Raw genomic sequence first — 21,377 nt, forward strand, 5'->3', positions numbered from 1 at the left:
AGCTCAGCGCAACACATCGCCCGCGTGCAGCGGGTGTCCGCGCAGGAAGTCGGCGGCAGACAAACGTCTGCCGCCTTCTATTTGGACCTCGCTCAAATTGAGCAGTCCATTGCCACAGCTTACCAAAATTCCGCCGGCATTTGCGCTCACAATCGTACCCGGTGCAGGGCAGGCATCTGCATTGGTGATGACCTGCGCGCGGTGGATTTTCATCTGCGTTTCCTTGAGGAGGCAGGAGGTGCCGGGCCAGGGAGTGAAGGCGCGGATGAGGCGGTCGAGCTCCACTGCAGGGCGTGTCCAGTCGAGGCGGCCGTCCTGGCGCGTGAGTTTGCGCACATGGGTGGCCTGGGAGTCATCCTGCTTCACACGGGGTGGATGGCCGCTGGCAAGGAGATCGAGCGCTTCTTCGAGCGCGGCGGGGGCCTGAAGGGCCAGTCTGTCATGAAGACTGCCGCCAGTTTCATCGGCTGCGATGGGAGTGCGCTTCATCAACAGGATGTCGCCCGTGTCGAGTCCTTCATCCATGAACATGATGGTGACACCGGTCTCCGTGTCGCCATCGCGGATGGCGGCCTGGATGGGGGCGGCACCACGATGGCGGGGCAGCAGGGAGGTGTGCACATTGAGGCAACCGAGTGGCGGCACGTCGAGGACGGCACGGGAGAGAATCTGGCCGTAGGCGATGACAATGGCGACGTCGGCATTGAAGGCCTGCAACTCCTCGACGGCGTGGCGGATCTTGAGGGGCTGAATGACGGTGATCCCTGCTGCAAGGGCACGCACCTTGACCTGCGGCGGGGTGAGGACCTGCTTGCGGCCGACGGGTTTGTCAGGCTGGGTGACGACGCCCACCACCTGGTGCCTGGGCGTGCTGAGAAGCCACTCCAGGGATGGAAGGCCGATGTCTCCGGTGCCGATGAAAAGAACGCGCATCTGTGTGCGGCTAGACCTTCATCTTTTCCAGTTCCTTCCACTCTTTGAGCTCCATGACACCGCCGATGATGTCGTAGAGGACCTTGGCGGGGGCCTGGCTGGCGTCGATGTCGAGGATGCGGTCGCCGGCGTAGTATTCCAGAATGGGCTTGGTTTCGGCCTCGTAGGTGGCAAAACGCTGCTGGATGACGCTTTCGTTGGCGTCGTCAAAGCGGTTGTCCTTCAGGGCGCGTTTGCGCAGGCGGCGGGCGAGTTCGGTGCGGTCGGGGCAGGAAAGGTGGAAGACTTTCAGCACTTCGATGTGGGACTCCATGTGCTTGGCCTGCTCCACGTTGCGTGGAATGCCATCCAGTACCAGGAAGTCGATCTCGGGCTTGAACTGGTGGGCGTCGATGCGCTGCTTGAGATTGGCATGCCAGAGCTGGACGGTGACGTCATCTGGCACGAGCTCGCCACGGCTGGAGTATTCGACAAACTTCTGCCCCAGGGGAGTGCGGGTGTCGAGGGAGCGAAAGACATCGCCACAGGCGAGGTGGTGAAAGCGCGGGATGGAACCAAGCACCTTGCCCTGCGTTCCTTTGCCGCTGCCGGGCGCGCCGAGAATGAGGAAGGCTTTGATGCGTTCTTGGGTAAGGTGGTCGGACATGATTTTTTTAAGTGGGGAGAACTAGCACGTTACGAATTTGCGACAACTTGCGTGGCTGCCAATTTTACCTGATCGACCGACAAATGGGGCAGTTCTTGTGTCGGATTCCGCAAAACGTGCACCCAGGGCTGCGGCGGGGCCCAGATGGCGGGGTCGGTGGGGCCAAAGAGGAGGAGGGAGGGGACGCCGCAGGCGGCGGCGAGATGGGAGATGCCGCTGTCATGGCCGAGGAAGGCGGTGCAGGTGGCGAGGCGGGCGGCGAGTTCGGGGAGGGGCAGGGCGTGCCAGGTGTCGCGGCCGGCGGGGTGGATGCCGCGCTCGGCTTCGGCCTCGCCGGTGATGAAGATGACCTCTTTGGGGCCGAGGGAGTCGGCGACCTGCTGCCAGCGGTCGAGGGGCCAGTTTTTCTTTTCGGAGCCGCTGCCGACGTGGATGGCGATGCGAGGGTGATTGAGGGGGCTGTGGGGGAAATGGGCGCGGAGGAGGTGCTCGTCTTCCAGAAAGAGGGCGATCTTTTCGAGGCCGCGTGCGAGCTGGCGGGAGGCGTGGGGGCCGTCGGGTTTAACGAGGGGAGAGCACTCGATGAGGGTTTTGACGCCGATGCGTTCGAGGCTGGCGCGGAAGTGGCCGTCGGGGTCGTAGAGGAAGGAGACGATGAGGTTGAAGCTGCGGAGGTGCCCGGCGAGGGCTTCGTCGATGGGGGCGGTCTTGGCGAAGAGCGGGGCGATGGTGCGGTGCTCGAGGCTGCGGATGGAGTCGGCAAGGCCGGCGGCGCGGGCGAGCTCGGCGATGGCGGGATAGCCGAGGACCTCGATGTGGCTGTCGGCGATCATGTCGCGCAGGAGGCGCATGACGGGCAGCGTGAGGATGAAGTCGCCTATCGCACCGCCACGGATGACGAGGACACGGGGCTGGGTGGGCATCGGTGAGCAGTGGTCGGTGGCCAGTGGTCGTTGATCAGCGGCCCGAAGTCAGAGGCCGGTGCTGCTGAGATCAGTAGAAGAGGATGGCGGCGAGGAGCAGGACGACGCCGTAGGCGATGCCGCCGTAAACGGCGAGATTCCAGCGCTGGGGTTTGGCGAGGAGGGCATTGACCCAGTCGCGCATGAGGAAGGGCATGCCGATGAAGAACATGCCGACGATGATCCAGACGTAGGCGAGGATGGGGAGGAGGAGGCGGCTGGTCTGGGGCTGAAGGAAGGCGGCGCTGAGGACGGGCCCGGCGACGAGGAGCATGAGGGAGCCGAGGGCGCGGACGGAGAGGAATTCCTTGACGTAGATGAGCACGGCGACGTAGCCGCCGGCGACGATCATCATGAACTTGTCACGCATGTTGTAGAACTCGCCCATGTCCATGTTGACGAGGGCGAACTCGGCCCAGAGGAGGTCGATGGTGAGGAGGATGACGCCCCAGGAGTAGGTGCGGGGGAAGGCTTTGAGGAAGGCCTGGGTTTTGGCGGTGTTTTTGAGGGCACAGCCGTGGGAGAGGATGAGCGCGAGAGCCACGACGATGCCTGTGCCCTTCAACGGAATGCCGCCGGTTGGGGCCAGATGGTAGAGGTAGTCGTAGAGGTCTGGAAACATGCGGCGGGTGCGGGAAAACGGGCGGCACAGGTGGCGCAGGGCGTGCGGGGACGCAAACGCGGAGTTGGAGAGGTGTGTCAGGGTTGTTGACGGTGGTTTGGCCGGAGCAGGAGACTGATTTGACACCGCGAGAGATTAGAAGACCGCAGAGGTTTTTCAGAAGGGGAACCGGATGAGGCGGGCAAGAGTGCCCGCGCTCCGCTCGTGCTGCGCCTGTGCGCGTGTGCTTCTGCGTGCTTGTTGTGAGGCGTGGTGGATTGTGGTTGCCTCGGCGTGAGGGTGGGACAGTTTGAGATGACGATTTTCTGATGAAACCCAAACAAGAATCCACCCTGGCCTGGTACGTGGTGCACACTCGCCCGAAGTGCGAGCACATCGCGGCGTCGCTGATGGCGGGGCTGGAGGGGGTGGAGACGTACTGCCCGCGCATCCGCTTTCAGAAGAACACGCGGCGGGGGAAGGTGTGGTTCGTGGAGGCGCTGTTTCCGAGCTACTTTTTTGCGCGGTTTGTGCCGATCGAGTCGCTGCGGGCGGTGAACTACTCGCAGAGTGTGATCAAGGTGGTGGACTTTGGGGATACGCTGACGCCGGTGCCGGATGCGGCGATTGAGGAGCTGAAGGCGGAGATGAAGGACGTCGAGATCTGCGAGGTGGAGGTGGGTGTGAAGGTGGGCGACACCGTGGAGCTGACGGAAGGGCCGATGCGCGGGATGAAGGGGATCGTGAATGCGATGCTCAGTGGTGTGGAGCGTGTGCGGATTCTGCTGGAGTTTCTGGGACGGGAGAACGCGGTGGAAGTGCCGATGTCGAAGATTCTGACGGAGCACAAGCCGCGTGAGGTGCTCGCTTCTAAGTAGAAGCGTTTGCGATTGTTGGCAGTGGTTTGCCGTGGTTGAGGGAGAGCCAGAGGGGGGAAGACAATCAGACAGTCGGACAGTCGGACAATGAGACCATCAGATGGGGAAGTGAAGGGGAAGATGTTGGCGCTGGGAGGTTTGGGTTTGCCGCAGAGAGGCAGAAAGATGCGGAGGGGGCAGAGGATGAGTTGACGGTTGTTTACCGTTGTTGACGGTGGTTTACGATGGTTGGGCCGGAGTGCCAGAGGGGCCCCGTTCTTCGCTAAAGCTTCGAAGGGCAAGCTGCGCTTGGGTGCCGATGTCGAAGATATTGACGGAGCACAAGCCGAGGGATGTGGTGGCGGCGTCGCGGTGAGAGGGGAAGAGGGAGAGACAATGAGACAATGAGACAATGAGACAATGAGACAATGAGACAATGAGACAATGAGACAATGAGACGGGGAGACGGGGAGACGGGGAGACGGGGAGACGGGGAGACGGGGAGACGGGGAGACGGGGAGACGGGGAGGCGGGGAGACGGGAGACGGGAGACGGGCTATGAGGGGGGATCAGGGGCGGGCCTTTCGGGGGTATCAGATTTGGCGGAGGTACGACCGTGGGGGTGTCCGGGGGCGATTTTCCGAGTGCATGCAGCGCCTGGCGTTGCTCAAAACCTCAAACCTAAACTCTTATGAAAACATTCATTCTTAACGCGATGGCTGTGGTTTCTCTGGCCTCCTGCGCAACAGGGCCCAACGCTCAAACCGGTTCTGTGATCGGGGGCCTGGCGGCGCGGCTGCGGGCGGCATCATTGGCAGCCAAAGTGGACGGGGCCTGGAAGGCGCGGCGATTGGCGCGGGCCTGGGTGCCCTGGCCGGAAACGCGATCGGCAACTCACAGGACCAGCGGCGGTACAACAACGTCTATTACAACCGGCCCTACTACGGCCGGGGCTACTATCCGGGGTACTACCGCGGTTATTGATGCTTGAAGGCTGAGTTGCGCCGGGCGCGGAGTGATTGCAAATCCTGCGCCCGGCGTTCCTCATGTCTCATCGACAGCGCGGCGGTGGCAAGAGGTCAGGAAATTTCACCGGTCGCTTTCAAGATGATGTTGCGCAGAGAGGGGCTGATCCAGAATTCGGCTTCTTTCTCCAAGCGGTCGAGGAGGGGAGCGAAGGCGGGAATGAGGGACTGTTCTTTGGCATCTCGAAGACCACCCAGCATGCCTATCGTTCGAAGAACGCGGGAAGCAGCAGAGGGTCGGCCAGAAGTGCATATTTTTTAACCACTCATCTCACACTAATGGGACACTCATAAAAGGACCAGAAATCCTGATTTCTGGAGTGTTGTTTCTGTGGCTGGGCACCGCGTGTGAGCCCGTTCTTCGCTGATCCGCCTTCGCAGTTCGAGCTTGGGGAGACGGTTGTTTTGTTACTGCTTTGCAGCCCGTCCCTTTCGTTCAGAATTTCTGACCACGGATCACTCGGATTGACACAGATGACTGAACCTCAAGCGGACCTGCGCAAGGCTTTGATCCGTGATGGTCGTGTCATTCTTGGTTTCGTCTTTCCTGTTCCGTGAGTGCGATTCCAACCTGTCGCTCATTGATCCAGGCTGCTGGAGAATGAGCCGGATTTTAACGGCTGAGATGACGTGTGGCGGGACGCTGACAGTTAGTTTTGAGGGGAAGTACGCGCCAAGCATTAGCGTCCAGAGGGCTGCACTCTTTTGACCGTCAGCATCTTGCGGGTGATCATTCACCTTTTGCCTGGCATCTTATTTGCTCTCTCGACGTCTTTGTACTCAAATTCCATGTCGGGAAATTGGTGCTCTAGGTCGATTTCCGCCTCGCTGTCAAAGAAGCATTTCGGTATGTTCTTAATCATTGAGTACATTTGCAGGAATCCGTTTTCGCCACTCCATGCCGATCCAATTTTTGAAATAGAGTTAAGGCACAAAAGAGCTTGTTCATGATTAGAAAGCTGCGCTCGCACTAATGCTGCGTAACTGCGTCGCATCTTTTTATCAGGATGTGAGTCTACAAATTTCATCATCTGGTAGAGATGTCTGTAATAGTGCCCTAGGCGTGACTGATGCCCATCAAACGGCTGATACGTAATTCGTACTAACTCCCATTCCGCTTTGCTCAAATTGGCAAGATACCGCGAAGCCAAGTCTCCTTTGTCTTCTGGCTTTTTAAGTAGCTCTCTATACGCGACTTGCGCGCCCCCCATTTCAAGAATCACCTTTTCGACGCTCGCTTTTGGAAGATGGTCTGTAGCAGCTCTTAATAAACGTGTCGAATTTGGCCCAACCCCATAATAAAAAGCCAAATAAGCAAGATCGATTTTTGACGTGGTAGTCAGTTGCTGAGCAGAATCGGTTTCCGGGAGCGCGTTAACGATGCTAAGCGCCTTTCGAAATTCTCGAATAAAGGAGACAAAGACACGCCTCCCTACTTTTCCTTCAATTTCAAGCTCAGCAGTGTTTTCCCTGTGACACTTGAGCATATCGTAAAAGCGAACATCGAATACAGTCTGTTTGCTAGACTGCCTCTGGTCATCCAAGTTTTGTCTATTGGTCTCTTTCTGGTTTTGATAAGAGATAAACAAGATGACCACGCTCACCATGAAGGCAATCGTTCCGATGAACCCACCCACGAAATCGCCATATATGCCAGCTTGCTCCAGCTTTAGCACATTTCCCCACAATGGCACCCATGGGAGTTGAAAGCTCCACTCTTCGGGGATAAAAGGCAAAAGTGGAGTTAGCAAAAACGCTAATATGACAATCGAGATAGCGAGGCATTTCAATACTTTCATGATTTTATTGAGGCTATATGCTCACGGGAATATTTGGCAGTCACTACTTTGTAAATAATTGCTCAATATCCCCCATGTTCTCCATAAGTTTATCCCAAGTTGTCACAATGGTGAGTGGCATCGAACCTCCTATCTCATTAGTAAAAATAATCTCCGTCTCAGTGTCGTAGGAAAACATAGCTCCAATTACGCCAGCATCGTGCACGGAAAATCCGCCATCTCCAGTTAGTAGGACAGCGGGATGCCACCCTTTCAATCTCATCTCTTTGGCCTGTGACTTCATCCATTCCCAATCTACTTCAACTTTGGCGATACTTGCCAAGTGATGTGCCACTGGATGGCTAACGCGGTCGAAAATGTCGATTATGTGGGTTGTAAGGCTTTCGATGATCTGAGAATCTGTTACCTCGTCAAAACGGCTTATATTGAATCCCCGTGTATTTCTTTTTACTCCAAAGGACTCCAAGGCTCTTTGCAGTTCAGTGATCTCGTAGCCAGATTTAAGAGCTTCATTGTAATATTTAGCACCGCAATTAAGAGCTGCACGACCATAGTCTACAATGGACTTATTTACCGAATATGCGGTCTCTTCATCGACACCTGTCACAAAGTACGGATTCAGCAATGCATGCGCTTGGAGTCCTATATTGAAGGAATTTTGATGAAGGTCATTACCCTCAAGAAATACCGCGCAAATCCAGTTTGCTAAGGCCGTTATCTCTTCCACTTTCGCAAGTCCTTCTTCTGATACTTTTACAGTCGGCGGAGCTGGCATATCGTCCACGATTGATTCCCAACGAAAACCAAACTCTCGCATTGCCGACGCGAATGAGGCACCGTACCAGGTCAACAGCGCGGGCATGTTCCCAGCAGACAATCCCTCTTCAGTATTGTGCTGGATGGTTGATACGATAGTTGCAAATGACCCCAGCTCAATACCTACCCAAAACATAGCTGAACATGTGAATCGTCCATTTTTGACGACTTCAGAACCTATGAGGCGATCAAGTATTTCAATTGCGATGATAGGATCGCGCCAATCTAATTTTCTTTTTCCAATCAACGGATTGAAGGACTGCCGAACGGCGGGCATTGTTATATACTGGCGGGCAAAATCTCCAATAGCCCCCCAAAATTCGAACTGAATTGGTAGTGCTCTATAATGTAATCCCTGCATTCTTGCATTCGGATCAAGTATTGGAGTTCGTATTTCCTGCCATGTCGAGAAGGTTTCCCAACAGGGGTCACTAACTTCTTCAAGAATAGATTTCCCCTGCTTGCAGACCATTCCCAATACCGAGTCGGTTGGGCAGATATTAAAGTCCGTGAGCGCCTTGCTTATATAATCTACCAACTTCGTTCTACCTGCTTTAACAAAGTTGCTAGCAAGTGCCGATCCCATGAAGTGGTAAGGATTGATAAAGCCTATGGTCAAAGCTAGCCGGTCCTTATTCTCTCTTGACTGTAAGAGATCTTGCCAAAGCATAACGAACCCATGAGATTGGTACCGGTCTCCATCTCGCGCAAAAAGATTCAGCGCCGTCTCCGCTACACGTAATATATCACGAGGACTTGGGTTTTCTTTCTCAAGAAGAGGGTAAAGATAGAGATCTACAGTTACAAGAGCTACTTCTGGAATTGGCTTCTGCCCTATTGAAGTCCAAACATTTGGGATGTGGACAGACAAATCTAGTTTTCCGCCCTTGTAACTGGCTCGCAGACATAGAATTTGCTTTCCACCCCAAGTGATCATGCCAGCCACTGAATGATCTAATAAAGAGTCGAAATTAGATGCAATAATTACATGGCAAATATCTAAATTAGACAAAAATGGAAAATGATTACGGACTTCATGCTCGTAAGCAAGTATTTCAGTTGCCGTTTCACGCTCTGTTTTTTTGCTTCGTTTAATTTCTATCAAAACAAGTGATCCACTTTCGACATCACAGCAAATCACGTCTGGAAACAATCTCTCTCCGACATGCAATGAAATGTTGTTGGCACTTGCTGAGACTATCTGGAGCGAACTTAATTGTCCTAAAACGTGTTCGGCTGCCTCAAGGCAACGCTTTCTCATTAGATAATCGATTGGAAAGTTGGGAATGAAGGACTCATTTTCAATAGAGTACATTGAAGCATCCGCACTTTCCACACCGTGAATTGCTTCGAAAAAGCCCTCCTTCTTTATTAAATTTTCGACATGCCTTTGGATGATCTTTTCTTTAAACATATTAGTATATAAATGTATTAATGTGTTTAATAACGTCAAGACATTTAGGTGGATCGTGGGTCACCGTTGGCCATTATTTGACTCGGGAGCCCGTCATCTTTCGGAAGGGGTGATGGATGCACCCGACTCGTTGCCATGGGCTGCAAAAGGGCGCGCCGTTGGAGCCAACCGCACATGGAATGTGCGGACCACTGCATGCTGGGCTTTGCAGAGCCTAAGTCTCTTTTTTGAGCGCTGACTGGCCCAAGCGAATTCCGAAACTGATTTGCGAATAGGGCGCGCGGGGACGTTCGACGGCGGTTGGGGGACCAACCGCCCTACTTTCACGCTGTGCGCAGGCGCTGGGAGTCGCAGGGGTGGGGCATGCTTGGCCTCTTATTTGTGGAGAAGCTTGAGGGTAGAGCGGTGGTGGTTGGTGGGCCGGGGTGGCAGGCCGGACCCTACTTCGCTAAAGCTACGAAGGGCAAGGCCAACCATGCCGCGCCGCGGCATGGTTGGCCTTGCAAGTGGCGTGGGGTGAGGTAGCTGATCTGCCCCCATGCTTACCATTCGCGACGTCACCAAGACTTTCAATGCCCGCACGCTGTTCAGCGCGGCATCCATGACCATCAACTATGGAGAGCGCGTGGCGCTGGTGGGGCCGAACGGGGCGGGGAAATCGACGCTGTTTTCGCTGATCCTGAAGGAGGATACTCCTGATTCGGGGGAGGTGATCCGGGATGAGTGGACGACGGTGGGATTTCTGCCGCAGGAGAGCGAGCCGGTGGGGGATGAGACGGTGCTGGAGGTGGCGACGGGGAAGGCGGGGGAGATTGAGGCGCTGGAGAAGGCGCTGAGCGCCTTTGAGGCGGCGGGGGATGTTTCGAGCCCGGAGTATTTTGAGGCGCATGCGAAGCATGATGCGCTGCAGGACCCGCAGACGGAGGCGAAGGCGAAGCGCATTCTGAAGGGACTGGGCTACAAGGAGGGGGATTTTGACCGGCCTGCGCGGGAGTTTAGCGGGGGGTGGATCATGCGTGCGCACATGACGCGGCTGCTGGTGATGGAGCCGGATCTGCTGCTGCTGGATGAGCCGACGAACCACCTGGACCTGCTGTCGCTGATGTGGTTCCGGAATTACCTGAAAAACTACCCGGGGGCGCTGCTGATCATCTCGCACGACCGTGACTTCATGGATGAGCTGGTGCAGCAGGTGTATGAGATCGAGGAGAGCAAGCTGCTTTCCTACCAGGGGAACTACAGTGACTACCTGAAGCAGCGGGAGGAGAACTACGAGCGGGCGATGCAGGCGTACAAGAATCAGCAGAAGGAGATCGAGCAGATCCAGGATTTCATTGACCGGTTCCGGTCGGTGGCGTCGAAGGCGTCGCAGGCGCAGAGCCGTGAGAAGCAGCTGGCGAAGATGGAGAAGCTGGAGAAGCCGAAGCCGCTGCGGAAGGGCTTCCGCTTCAACTTCCCGCAGCCGCAGCGCAGCGGGCAGCGCCTGATCGCGCTGACGGACATTCATCAGGCGTATGGGACGAAGCAGGTGTACAAGGGCCTGGACCTGGAGATCGAGCGTGGAGAGCGGACGGTGCTGGTGGGGCCGAACGGGGCAGGCAAGAGCACGCTGATCAAGATTCTGGCGGGCGAGGTGCCGTTTCAGAAGGGTGAGCGGAGGCTGGGGACGAATGTGAAGCTGGGGTATTTTTCGCAGCACCGGGCGGATACTTTGGACCCGGACTGCAGTGTGCTGGAGGAGCTGAAGCGTGTGGCGCCGGAGCTGCGTGAGGATGAGGCGCGGAGCATTCTGGGATCGTTCCTGTTCAAGCGTGAGGATGTGCACAAGAAGTGCCGGGTGCTGAGCGGTGGTGAGAAGAGCCGTGTCAATTTGGTGAAGTTTCTGGTGGATCCGCCGAACCTGCTGCTGATGGACGAGCCGACGACGCACCTGGACATCTGGGCGATCGAGGGGCTGATCCTGGCGCTGCAGAAGTTTGAGGGGACGTTGGTGTTCATCAGCCATGACGTGCATTTCATCCGGTCTCTGGCGACGAAGGTGCTGCACATCACGGAGGGGAAGGTGCAGGCGTACTCGGGGGACTATGACTACTACCTGCAGAAGACGGGCGCGGAGGAGAATGCGCGTGCGGCGGTGGTGGCGGGGTAGGCGGCCCGGAGGGCCGTTGGCGGTTGTTGGCGGTGGTTGCCCGGAGCTCCGTAAGTGGGGCGATGGGCGGGGTGGTGGCGAGCCGCGCAGAGGATGGCCTCGGGCTCGCTGCGCGGTGTGCGGACTACTCTAGAGGCCTGCGGGTTAGAGGCCTGCGGGTTAGAGGCCTGCGGGTTAGAGGCCTGCGGGTAAGCACGGGGGCTGGTGGTGTTTGCGGGGACGCTGACCGACGGACAGCAACTGTGTTACGACGCAAGTGTGAAGTTGGGTTGGGTGAGGAGTTTGTTGAGCACGCAGAGGATTTTGCGCATGAGAGCTGTGATGGCGACCTTCGCAGGTTTGCCGCGTTGACGTAGACGTTTGTAGTGTTCTTTGAGGATGGGGTTGTGGCTCAGGGAGCAGATGGCCGTCATGTAGAGCACGCGCCTGACTCTCCAGCGACCACCCTGGATGTGGCGCTGGCCCTTCATCGGACCGCTGTCATAGGGATGCGGTGCAAGGCCTGCCAGAGCGCAGATGCGAGCGTCGCTGTGCAGGCCGAGTTCCGGCATCAAGGCCAGCAAGGTGGCGCTGGTGACCGTGCCGACCCCGGGCAGCTGCTGCATGCGCTGAGACCGCTCCCGCAGTTCCGCTGAGTTCACCAGGACGGCCATGTTCTTTTCCAGTGCCTTGATCTGCTGCTCCATGAAGTCCATGAGCTGCCTGGCCTGAGTTTTGAGCGCATCATTTTGCAGCTGCTGGTGCTGGACCTGCTGGGTGGCATGCACGGCGACAAGCTGTTCGCGGCGGCTGACAAGGCTTTGCAGCTCCAGCATCTGTTCCGAAGGCAGCACGTCAGGCTGCGGTGAGAGCCCCTGGCCAAAGAGAACCAGCAGCTGCGCATCCAATGCGTCAGTCTTGGCCAGGCGACCATTGGCCCGTGCGTAGTGGCGCACCTTGGCGGGATTGACACGGCTGACTTTCACGGCGGCTTTGAGCAGAGTGATCCACAGCGCATGCTCGCAGGCACCGCTGGCCTCTACGATGACGTGGGCGTTGGCAGGGAGGCTGTGCAGCAGCCGCTGGTGGCCTGCTGGAGTGTTAGGCACCTGCTTGAGCCGGGATAGTCCGGCGAGATCGAGATGCTTGGCGCTGACATCAACGCCGACGTAGACAACGGACGGGGGATGGACATCATTCATGACGATGGATGGGATGGATGGTTATGAGGACTCTTCCTTGCCAATGCGAGCTTCTCCACGGGACCAAGGTCAAGCGGAGGCTCTTTCAACTGTTCGAGTTACCGTCTGTTCTGGCGTCCCGGGTGCTTTGCTGTCCGACGGCCTCCAAGGGCCTTGAGTGCCCGCAGGCTCCCCGGAACGCTCTGCGGCAGGTTGGTGTAAAGGGCCAGCCTGCCGCAGCATCCAGCCTGCGGCCAGCTTAGCCGCAATCACGATTGCAGAACAACCCCATCATACAAGGAGTGTCCATCGTACTTGGGGGAGCGTGCTTGCGCAGGGGAGCGCTTGCTAAAGCTCGGCATCCTTGGGCTGAAATACGGAAGGCCGTTGGCCTTCGAGAGCTGGCTGGCGAGGTGGTGCGTTCGAGGGTAGCGTTCGAGGGGTGCGTGGAGGGCGTAAGCGGATGCGGCCTGCGGAAAGCGGTGGCTGCGCTCGTGCCTCGCTGCGCGGCCGCAGTCCAAATGGGGGAGGCCTAACTTTGAGTGTTTTTGGACACGCTCGGGGACGGGCGGGCTGTCGCCACACCCGTCGTACGGGCAGTCTGCTGACTGCTGGGAGCCGCACTCGGAGAGTGTGGACGACTTCGCGCTGGGTGAGTGGGAACGTGACGAGCGAGTGATTGGTTCCCGGATCAGTTGCGGCGCAACTGAGCTACTTTGGCGGGCGGAGGAGCCCTGCTGCTTGAGACTGCTGGGAGCCGCACTCGGAGAGTGCGGACGACTTCGCGCTGGGTGAGTGGGAACGTGATGAGCGAATGATTGGTTCCCGTATCAGTTGCGGCGCAACTGAGCTACTTTGGCGGGCGGAGGAGCCCTGCTGCTTGAGACTGCTGGGAGCCGCACTCGGAGAGTGCGGACGACTTCGCGCTGGGTGAGTGGGAATGTGATGAGCGAATGATTGGTTCCCGTATCAGTTGCGGCGCAACTGAGCTACTTTGGCGGGCGGAGGAGCCCTGCTGCTTGAGACTGCTGGGAGCCGCACTCGGAGAGTGTGGACGACTTCGCGCTGGGTGAGTGGGAACGTGATGAGCGAATGATTGGTTCCCGGATCAGTTGCGGCGCAACTGAGCTACTTTGGCGGGCGGGGGAGCCCTGCTGCTTGAGACTGCTGGGAGCCGCACTCGGAGAGTGCGGACGACTTCGCGCTGGGTGAGTGGGAATGTGATGAGCGAATGATTGGTTCCCGGATCAGTTGCGGCGCAACTGAGCTACTTTGGCAGGGCGGGGACGAGGAGCTTGGCGCGATCGGCGGCGTCTTTGTCGCGGGGGCGGTAGCGGAGGAGCTCGCGGGCGGCGGCGGGGGAGCCCTGCTGCTTGAGGGAGGTGAGGTAGTCTGAGAAGGACTGGCGCTCGAGGGGGGAGATGGGGCGGGTGGCGGCGGTGGCGAGGAGCCAGCGGGCCCAGGTGTGGGCGGTTTCTTCGCCTTTGGCGGGGGTCTGGGGAATGGCGGCGACGGCGGCCTGGAAGTCTTCGAGGGAGACTTCTTCGATGTTGCCTGAGGGATTGAGGCGGAGGCGGGCGAGGCCTTCGGCGAGCCTGAGGAACCACTCGGGGAGGGTGGTGCCCTGGGGGGGCATGGCGGCGCTGAAGAAGCCGTGGCCGGAGACGCGGAAGAGGACCTGGGTGCCGTCGTCGGAGACGCGGGCGACGACGATGCCTTCTTCTTCGTCGGTGGTGCGGGGGGTGTCGCGGATGCCGGGGGTGAGGCAGTTGCCGCTGCGGAGCTCCCAGACGCGGAGTTCGCCTTCGTCGGTGACGGTGACGAGGCGCTGGTCGTCGGGGCTGAGGGCGAGGACCGGCACATAGGAGTGATGTGGCATGGTGACGATGTTCTGGCGGGTGGCGATGTCCCAGACGCGGACGGCGCGGTCGCGCCCGGAGGTGATGAGGAGTTTTCCGTCCTGGGTGAGGGTGACGGCGCCGACGGCGGGGGGATGGTGGAAGGGCTTGCCGAGGGGTTTGAGGGTTTTGGCGTCGTAGATGAAGACGGTGCCGTCGGGGTCGGCGGCGGCGTAGAGGGATTTCTGGCGGTTGGCGCCGCCGGCTTCGGAGAAGCGGAGCTGCTCGGGGGAGTTGTCCGGGCCTTTGATGCGGGTGATGAGGTTTTTGTCGAGGACGTCGACGAATTTGCGGCGGGACATGCGCTCGTGAATGTCCCAGACCTGGATGGAGGGGACGCCGCGGGGGGCGAGAACGAGGTAGGAGCCGTCGCGGGTGATGCGGGCGTCTTTGACGGAGTATTCGATGTGGGAGGAGAGGAGGGCTCCGGTCTGGATGTCGAAGACGCTGACGTCGCCGTGCCTGGAGAGGGTGGTGATGAGGCTGGTGTCTGCGGCGGGGGTGGCTTTGATGATTTCGCCGTCGTGCTTGCGGGTGGGGAAGCGGAGGTGGCCGTCGTTGAGGTTCCAGATGTGGACGTAGCCGCCGCCGTCGCCGACGACGATGCTCTGGCCGTCTGCGCTGAAGGCGAGGGAGGTGATGGAGGAGGGGTGGGTGAAGGGCTTGACGACTTCGCCGCCGTTGCGGAAGCTGCCGACGAAGACTTCGCCGTTGTTCATGCCGAGGGCGATGAGCTCTTTGGCGGGCTCGATGGCGACGTGGAGGAGGCCTTTGTCCACCTCGACGGGGTCGCCGACGGGCTGGCCGAGGCGGAGGTCCCAGGTGGTGGCGGCGCCGTCGGGGCCGGTGGGGTCGATGAGGCTGCCGCTGAAGATGGAGGTGGCGAAGACGCCGTCGTTGTCCACGGCGATCTCGCCGACGGCGCCTTTCTGCTTCATGACGACGGCGGGCTGCTGGGGCTGGCGGAGGTCCCAGAGGTGGATGGAGCCCATGTCGCTGGCGTCCACTTCGCTGCCTGCGAGGAGTTTGGTGCCGTTGCCGGAGAAGGTGATGCAGGTGACGATGCTGGGCATGCGCGGCTGGAGATTGCGGCGCCTGCCGTCCTGGAGGGTCCAGAGCTCGACGTTGCCGTCGTCGCGGGCGATGACGGCGTGCTGGCCGTCGGGGGTGACGTCGAGGCAGGTGATTTCGACGCCGGGGGGGACGGGGTGGTCGGTGCGCTCGCCGGTTTTGGTGTTCCAGACGGAAATGACCTGGCGGCGGGGGGGCGGAGGGGCGGAGGGCTGGACGGCGGGTCGGATGAAGGAGGCGGCCAGGACTTTGCCGGTCTCGCGGCTGATGGCGACTTTGGAGGCTTCTGCGGCACCTTCGGGCAGGGTGAGCGGGGCGGTGTCCGGGCGGATGAGGTGGACGTTGGCGAGGAGGGAGAGGAGATTGACGGAGGCGAGCTCGTTGGAGGGGTCTGTGCGGAGGGAGCGTGTGAGGTAGGCGACGGCGTCGTTGTACTGGCCGCGCTCGGTGAACTGGCGTGCCATCTGCTCGTCGGAGCGGCTGAAGGATTTTTTGAGGTTTTCGCGGCCGAGCTCGGCTTCGGCGCGGTTGCGCTCGGCCTTGAAGTAGAGGGCGGTGCTGGTGATGCCGCCGATGAGGACGGCGAGGGCGATGGCGATGGCGGCGGCGACGCCGACGCGATGACGGCGGACGAACTTGGTGATGAGGTAGCTTCTGCTGGGGGGGCGGGCGGTGATGGGCTGGAAGCTGAGGTAGCGGGTGATGTCGTCGGCGAGATCGTCTGCGCTGCCGTAGCGGCGGTTGGGGTCGCGCTCGAGGGCCTTGAGGGCGATCCAGTCGAGGTCTCCCTGGACGGTGGGCTCGATGGAGGAGGGCTTGGGGGGATCTTTCTCCGCGAGGTCGCGGAGGAGGATGTGGACGGGCTTGGAGGCGATGTCCGCCGGGGTGATGAGGGGCTTGCCGCAGATGAGCTCAAAGAAGACGCCGCCGAGGGCGTAGACGTCTGAGCGGGTGTCGACGTGGGAGCTGCCGTTTTCGATCTGCTCGGGGCTGATGTAGCCGGGGGTGCCGACGAGCTGGTCGACGCCGGTGGCGATGGTGTGGCCGGAGCCTTCGCCTTCGAGGACCTTGGCGATGCCGAAGTCGATGACCTTGGGGACGGCCTTGCCGGCTTCGTCCATGACCATGATGTTGCCCGGCTTGATGTCGCGGTGGATGATGCCCTTCTGGTGGGCGTGATTGACGGCGCGGCAGACGGGGATGAAGAGTGCGAGGCGCTGGCGGAGGTCGAGGTCGTTTTGCTTGCAGTAGCTGGTGATGGAGCGGCCTTTGACCATCTCCATGACGAAGTAGGGGGCGCCGATGTCCGTCTCGCCGGCATCGAGGATGCGGGCGATGTTGGGGTGCTCCATGATGGCGAGGGTGCGCTGCTCGATGGCGAAGCGGCCGAGGATGTCTGAGGAGGTGACGCCTGCCTTGACGATCTTGATGGCGACGATGCGGTGGATGGGCTTGACCTGCTCGGCGCGGTAAACGACGCCGAAGCCGCCTTCGCCGAGCTTGTCGAGGAGGCGGTAGCGGTCGCCGATCCAGCCGTCATTGCCGGTGAGGGACTCCATGTGCGACCTCGGCTTGGAGGTGCTGCCCATGGAGGCCATGGAGGCTGCGGTGGCGGCGGGGAGGCCGCCGTGGCTGGGCAGGGTGGCGGCACCGGGGAGGGTGGCTGCGCCTGGGAGTGTCCGGGGCTTTCCGGTGGGGATGGCGATGGTCTGATCCTCCGGGCCGAGGGTGATGCTGCCGGTGGCGAGGGAGGGCGGAGGCTGGGGGGCGGACCCCATGGTGGCCGCCGGGAGGGTGCGGCTGGGATTGGGGATGGCGATGGTCTGATCTTCCGGGCCCAGGGTGACCATGCCGGTGAGGATCTCCTGGGGGGGCGGGGGAGTGCTCTGCGCGGGTGAGGGCGGCCTGCCTGGCTTGAGATTGGGGATGGCGATGGTGACATCCTCGGGCCCCATGGTGACCATGCCGGTGGGTGTTTCTTCGGGCGGCATGAACTTCGCATCCGTGTCGTCCGAGGGGGTGGGTGCAGGTTGGGCCGGGTCAGGGTTCACAGGGGCAATGTTTCAGAGAACGGCCCTGCGGGCAAGCCTTGTGAAACGGTGGGTGCAAAAAGGTTGGGGGGTGTACTTTTCTGGATGTTTGCTTGCAGATTTTTTCTGAGGGCGGGAAATTCGAGCCTTTATTTTATGAGCGGACAAATCGGCTACATCTCCAATGGCAGACTTTATCTGAAACCGAGGGATGGCGGTGAGGTGGAGATCGTGTCTGAATTTGCCAGCCAGCTGAAAAAGCGGCTGCAGAGCGTGCAGGACCGGCAGAGCTTCCGGGGCGGCGGCAGTGGTGCCAGCTTTCTGCGCGGGGGGCTGCCGTCTGCGGAGGGGGTGAGCGTGGAGGACACTTTTCACAGTGAGTTTTCGTGCGCTGGGAGCCAGGGGGAGGCGGTCTGCTACGCGATCGATGCGGACGGTGTGCGTGCGCTGTTCGAATACCAGCCTGAAGAGAAGTATGAGCGCCGCCTGCTGCATGGCCCGAAGCACCGGTTTACGTCGATCTCGACACGGCGGAGCGAGGACGGGCCTGAATGGCTGCTGGCGGCGGCGCAGGACCATGGGGTGAGCCGCGTCTGTCTTTTCAGGCCGGAAGCGGGCGGAGGTCTGGTGGAGCTGACGGAGGGGGATTCGCTGGACACTTTTCCAGTGTGGGAGCCTGGGGAGCAGCGGGCGCTGGTGTATCAGACGTGCGGGATCGGCCGTCATGCGCGGACGAGTGAGTGGGCGGGGCTGGGGCCTGCGGCTCTGCACCGGCTGAATCTGGACACCCGCGCGATGGAGACGGTGGCTGAGGATGAGCGGTTTGACTTTCTCTGCCCCGCCTTTTCGCCGGAGGGGGTGCTGTACTACCTGCGCAGGCCGTATGAGCCTTTCCATACGCCTTCGTTTTGGGGCATCCTGAAGGACATCGTGCTGTTTCCTTTCCGGCTGGTGCGGGCTGTGTTTGGCTTTTTGAATGTGTTTTCGATGCTGTTTACGGGCAAGCCTTTGCAAACGGCGGGCAAGCCTCCGCAGCCGCAGGCGGCAGACCCGAAGGCGGTGTTTCTGCACGGGCGGTGGGTCAGCATGGAGAAGGCGATGCGCAAGGCGGCGCAGGAAGAGCTGAGCAACCTGGTGCCACGCAACTGGCAGCTGATGCGCCATGTGCCCGGGGAGGACGCGAAGGTGGTCTGCGAAGGTGTGATGGCCTATGCGGTGGGCGCGGGTGGGACGATCTTTTTTTCGAATGGCTCGGGGGTCTTCCGCCTGGAGGCGGGGGGCGCGAAGCCAGAAAAGGTGAGCACGCGCAGGCTGGTGACCTCCCTCTTTGTGGTGGGGGCCTGAGTGCTGCGCCGACGGCAGGCTTTTTGCCGCCAGGCTCCGGGGCAGTGTGGAGATTTTGATCGCCTTTCCCAGCGGCACCCTTCAGCATGTGCGGGCATGAGTTCCTCCCCTCATCCTCTGTTTGTTCTGGCTGCGCTGGGCTGTGTGGCGACGGTGATCATGCTGATCACGGCGTGCAAGGTGCGGCGTGCCGGACTGAAACTGCTGCTGGTGCTGATCTCCGTCGTGACGCTGGCGCCTGCGGGACTGCTGCTGCTGGCGCTGCATCCGGAGTGGACGGATGAGAGGCTGCGGACCTACAAGGAGTTTTACGAAGGTATTGAGCTCGGGATGACCCGTGCAGAAATCATGGACTGGCAGGCGCGGAAGTACCCTGCGGAGGGAGGACGGAAGAGGCCCCTGCTCATGATCGAGGATGACAGGAGCCTGACTTTTTTCATGGATCCGGAAAATGCAGCAGAACCCAATTGCGAAGGCATCATTTTGGCTTTCAAAGAGGGCAAGCTGAAGTCCAAGACCTACTCCCCCGACTGAATGCCATGCCGCTCTGGAAACGCCTTGTGCGTCTGACCGTCCTTTTCCTCCTTGTGCCTGTGATTTTTCTGCTCAGCTGCCAGTCCGGCCTGATCTACCACCCGAATGCCTACCAGGTGGAGCATGAGGCCATGCTGGAGAGCGCGCACGGGCAGCGTGTGAGGTTTGAGACCTCCCAGGGGGGGCAGACGGCGTTTTACATACCCCCGCGTGCGCCGGAGAGAGGGCTGCCGCGGACGGTCTGGCTGTGCTTTGGAGGGAACGGGGCCCTGGCGCTGGACTGGCTGTATGAGGCCGACCAATGGGACGCGAGCTATGCCTACCTGCTGGTGGACTACCCGAGCTACGGTGAGTGCGAGGGCCACCCGACTCCGGCGCGGATCCGCGAGAGCGGCAAGGCTGCGGTGGAGGCGCTGGCCGTGCACCTGCACACCTCCATGTCTGAGCTGCAGCCGCGGCTGGCTGTGCTGGGACATTCCCTGGGCGCTGCGGCGGCCCTGATGGCGGCGGCGGATCTCGACATCCGGCGCGGTGTGCTGCTCTCTCCCTTCACCACGATGACGGACATGGGCCGGATCGTGCTGGGCTGGCCGCTGTGCCACCTGAACATGCACCGGTTCAACAACCGCCAGACACTGGAAGAGATGGCCGCACGCGCAGGGGCGAGATTTGTGATATTCCACGGGGCTGAGGATGAGGTGATCCCGGTGCGAATGGGGGCCGAGCTGGCGGCGGCCCACCCGAAAATGGTGACCTTTCAAGCTGTGCCGGGCGGTCACCACAACGACCTGCTGGACCTGATCTCCCCCCAGGTCGGGCTGGCAATGGCGAAGGTGACCGGGGAAACGCCCAGGCAGCAGCCGGCGCAGGTGAAATAACGGGGCTTTTGCGCCCCCCGGCGGGCCTCCTTTTCCCCGTGCCGCCAGAGCTGGCAGCGGGCTGAATTTTCCCGCAATCAGACGGTGGTTGCTTTCAGGCGCTGCTGTGCTCTGATGAGCGCTCAATCCCCACCCCAAGCCCATGTCTGCGCACTCCCATTCCTCGGAAAAATCCTCCTCCATCTGGTCTGTTCTCAACGTGATCATCGGATCTGCCATCGGTGGTGGTGTGCTGCTCTGGGTGCTGGCTTTTGTATTCGATGGCCTGGGCTCCCTGCGTCCGAAGCCGAAAGCCGAGGCTGCGCCAGCCGCCGCTGCTGCACCGGCTGCTGCACCGGCTGCTGCGCCTGCCGCCGCCGCACCTGCGGCTGCTGCCGCGCCAGCCGCAGCCCCTGCCGCCGGCCTGGCTGTGCTGGAGGTGACCCTGAAGCCAGAAGGCCCCAGCGGCATGGCTTTTGACACCAAAACCATCAGCGCGAAGGCGGGTCAGAAGATCAAGCTGACCTTCAACAACACGCACCCGCTGCCGCTGCCGCACAATGTGGTGATCGGCAAGGCGGGCACCAAGGACAAGATGTCCGCGATCGCCACCGCCGGCATGACCATCCCGGACAAGGGCTTCATCCCCGACTCCCCGGACATCCTCGCCCACACCAAGCTGGTGCAGCCCGGCCAGAGCGAGAGCATCGAGTTCACCGTGCCAGCCGCCGGTGAGTACCCCTTCTTCTGCACTTTCCCCGGCCACTTCATGCTGATGAACGGCGTCATCACCGTGCAGTAAGCCTCAGCTTTTCCTTACAGCCATGGCCGTCTCCATCAGTGTCGATTACGAAGGCGGCCTGCGCTGCCGGGCCACGCATGGCCCATCCCAGAACCAGTTCATCACCGACGCCCCTGTGGACAACCACGGGAAGGGGGAGTCCTTCAGCCCCACCGATCTGGTGGCCACGGCGCTGGCCTCCTGCATGGCCACCGTCATCGGCATCAAGGCCCAGCAAAAGGGCTATGACATCGCGGGCATGAAGGTGAGCGTGGAGAAGCACATGAGCGAGGACAGCCCGCGCCGCATCGTGCGCCTGCCCATCACCATCGAGATCCCGCTGCCGGAAGATCATCCGGACCGCAAGCTTCTGGAAGCCACCGCCCTCGGCTGCCCTGTGCACCACAGCGTGCATCCGGACATCGACAAGCCGGTGACGTTTGTGTGGAGCGGCAAGTAAGCCGCTCTGTGCGTGCGTGGCGGTTGTTTGTCCAGCCGCC

General features: G+C 60.4%; 17 protein-coding genes. 8 read left to right on the top strand and 9 right to left on the bottom strand.

What is annotated here, in order from left to right:
* Nucleotides 1–3: 3 nt before the first annotated feature.
* The 4 genes from fmt to ACZ5WW_RS18275 form a co-directional block, all read right to left on the bottom strand.
* Entirely contained in the window at nucleotides 4–933 is a 930-nt protein-coding gene (gene fmt, locus ACZ5WW_RS18260) for a methionyl-tRNA formyltransferase (RefSeq protein WP_377165587.1), read from the bottom strand.
* A gap of 10 nt (nucleotides 934–943) precedes the next feature.
* The gene (locus ACZ5WW_RS18265; protein WP_377165585.1) at nucleotides 944–1,579 is read right to left on the bottom strand and encodes an adenylate kinase family protein; all 636 of its coding nucleotides are present in this window, start codon (nucleotides 1,577–1,579) and stop codon (nucleotides 944–946) included.
* 29 nt (nucleotides 1,580–1,608) lie between these two features.
* On the bottom strand, nucleotides 1,609–2,502 hold the full coding sequence (locus ACZ5WW_RS18270) for a glycosyltransferase family 9 protein (RefSeq protein WP_377165583.1): 894 nt from the start codon (nucleotides 2,500–2,502) through the stop codon (nucleotides 1,609–1,611).
* Nucleotides 2,503–2,572: 70 nt separating this feature from the next.
* A complete protein-coding gene (locus ACZ5WW_RS18275; protein ID WP_377165581.1) occupies nucleotides 2,573–3,163 on the bottom strand; it encodes a hypothetical protein in 591 nt (196 codons plus the stop codon).
* 308 nt (nucleotides 3,164–3,471) lie between these two features.
* On the opposite strand from ACZ5WW_RS18275, the gene nusG reads away from it, so the two are divergent.
* Complete coding sequence (gene nusG / locus ACZ5WW_RS18280) at nucleotides 3,472–4,020, top strand: transcription termination/antitermination protein NusG (RefSeq protein WP_377165579.1); 549 nt, start codon at nucleotides 3,472–3,474, stop codon at nucleotides 4,018–4,020.
* Between the two features lie 813 nt (nucleotides 4,021–4,833).
* Nucleotides 4,834–4,983 carry a glycine zipper domain-containing protein gene (locus ACZ5WW_RS18285; protein ID WP_464694258.1) on the top strand — a complete coding sequence of 50 codons (150 nt, stop codon included), beginning with the start codon at nucleotides 4,834–4,836 and terminating at the stop codon, nucleotides 4,981–4,983.
* A gap of 95 nt (nucleotides 4,984–5,078) precedes the next feature.
* Here the strand turns inward: ACZ5WW_RS18285 and ACZ5WW_RS18290 are convergent, their stop codons facing one another.
* The 3 genes from ACZ5WW_RS18290 to ACZ5WW_RS18300 form a co-directional block, all read right to left on the bottom strand.
* Complete coding sequence (locus ACZ5WW_RS18290; protein ID WP_464694259.1) at nucleotides 5,079–5,279, bottom strand: DUF3368 domain-containing protein; 201 nt, start codon at nucleotides 5,277–5,279, stop codon at nucleotides 5,079–5,081.
* A 479-nt stretch (nucleotides 5,280–5,758) separates the two neighbouring features.
* Nucleotides 5,759–6,823 carry a putative phage abortive infection protein gene (locus ACZ5WW_RS18295; protein ID WP_377165575.1) on the bottom strand — a complete coding sequence of 355 codons (1,065 nt, stop codon included), beginning with the start codon at nucleotides 6,821–6,823 and terminating at the stop codon, nucleotides 5,759–5,761.
* Nucleotides 6,824–6,866: 43 nt separating this feature from the next.
* The gene (locus ACZ5WW_RS18300; RefSeq protein WP_377165573.1) at nucleotides 6,867–9,053 is read right to left on the bottom strand and encodes a hypothetical protein; all 2,187 of its coding nucleotides are present in this window, start codon (nucleotides 9,051–9,053) and stop codon (nucleotides 6,867–6,869) included.
* A 538-nt stretch (nucleotides 9,054–9,591) separates the two neighbouring features.
* Between ACZ5WW_RS18300 and ACZ5WW_RS18305 the strand changes: the two genes are divergently transcribed.
* Nucleotides 9,592–11,202 (top strand): ABC-F family ATP-binding cassette domain-containing protein, encoded by a 1,611-nt coding sequence (locus tag ACZ5WW_RS18305; protein WP_377165571.1) that lies wholly within the window; start codon nucleotides 9,592–9,594, stop codon nucleotides 11,200–11,202.
* Nucleotides 11,203–11,447: 245 nt separating this feature from the next.
* Here ACZ5WW_RS18305 and ACZ5WW_RS18310 read toward each other — a convergent pair whose 3' ends face one another.
* Both ACZ5WW_RS18310 and ACZ5WW_RS18315 read right to left on the bottom strand, forming a co-directional pair.
* Nucleotides 11,448–12,383 carry an IS110 family RNA-guided transposase gene (locus tag ACZ5WW_RS18310; RefSeq protein ID WP_377172271.1) on the bottom strand — a complete coding sequence of 312 codons (936 nt, stop codon included), beginning with the start codon at nucleotides 12,381–12,383 and terminating at the stop codon, nucleotides 11,448–11,450.
* Nucleotides 12,384–13,629: 1,246 nt separating this feature from the next.
* Nucleotides 13,630–17,382 (bottom strand): WD40 repeat domain-containing serine/threonine protein kinase, encoded by a 3,753-nt coding sequence (locus ACZ5WW_RS18315; protein WP_377168619.1) that lies wholly within the window; start codon nucleotides 17,380–17,382, stop codon nucleotides 13,630–13,632.
* A gap of 135 nt (nucleotides 17,383–17,517) precedes the next feature.
* On the opposite strand from ACZ5WW_RS18315, the gene ACZ5WW_RS18320 reads away from it, so the two are divergent.
* From ACZ5WW_RS18320 to ACZ5WW_RS18340, 5 genes are all read left to right on the top strand, one after another.
* Nucleotides 17,518–18,705 (top strand): TolB-like translocation protein, encoded by a 1,188-nt coding sequence (locus tag ACZ5WW_RS18320; RefSeq protein ID WP_377168621.1) that lies wholly within the window; start codon nucleotides 17,518–17,520, stop codon nucleotides 18,703–18,705.
* A 96-nt stretch (nucleotides 18,706–18,801) separates the two neighbouring features.
* Nucleotides 18,802–19,239 carry a hypothetical protein gene (locus ACZ5WW_RS18325; protein WP_377168623.1) on the top strand — a complete coding sequence of 146 codons (438 nt, stop codon included), beginning with the start codon at nucleotides 18,802–18,804 and terminating at the stop codon, nucleotides 19,237–19,239.
* Nucleotides 19,240–19,244: 5 nt separating this feature from the next.
* Complete coding sequence (locus ACZ5WW_RS18330) at nucleotides 19,245–20,117, top strand: alpha/beta hydrolase family protein (protein ID WP_377168625.1); 873 nt, start codon at nucleotides 19,245–19,247, stop codon at nucleotides 20,115–20,117.
* A 142-nt stretch (nucleotides 20,118–20,259) separates the two neighbouring features.
* Nucleotides 20,260–20,898, top strand: a complete 639-nt coding sequence (locus ACZ5WW_RS18335; RefSeq protein ID WP_377168627.1) for a plastocyanin/azurin family copper-binding protein — start codon at nucleotides 20,260–20,262, stop codon at nucleotides 20,896–20,898.
* A gap of 22 nt (nucleotides 20,899–20,920) precedes the next feature.
* The gene (locus ACZ5WW_RS18340) at nucleotides 20,921–21,337 is read left to right on the top strand and encodes an OsmC family protein (protein ID WP_377168629.1); all 417 of its coding nucleotides are present in this window, start codon (nucleotides 20,921–20,923) and stop codon (nucleotides 21,335–21,337) included.
* The last annotated feature ends 40 nt before the right edge of the window (nucleotides 21,338–21,377 follow it).

Source organism: Prosthecobacter fluviatilis (assembly GCF_055388355.1).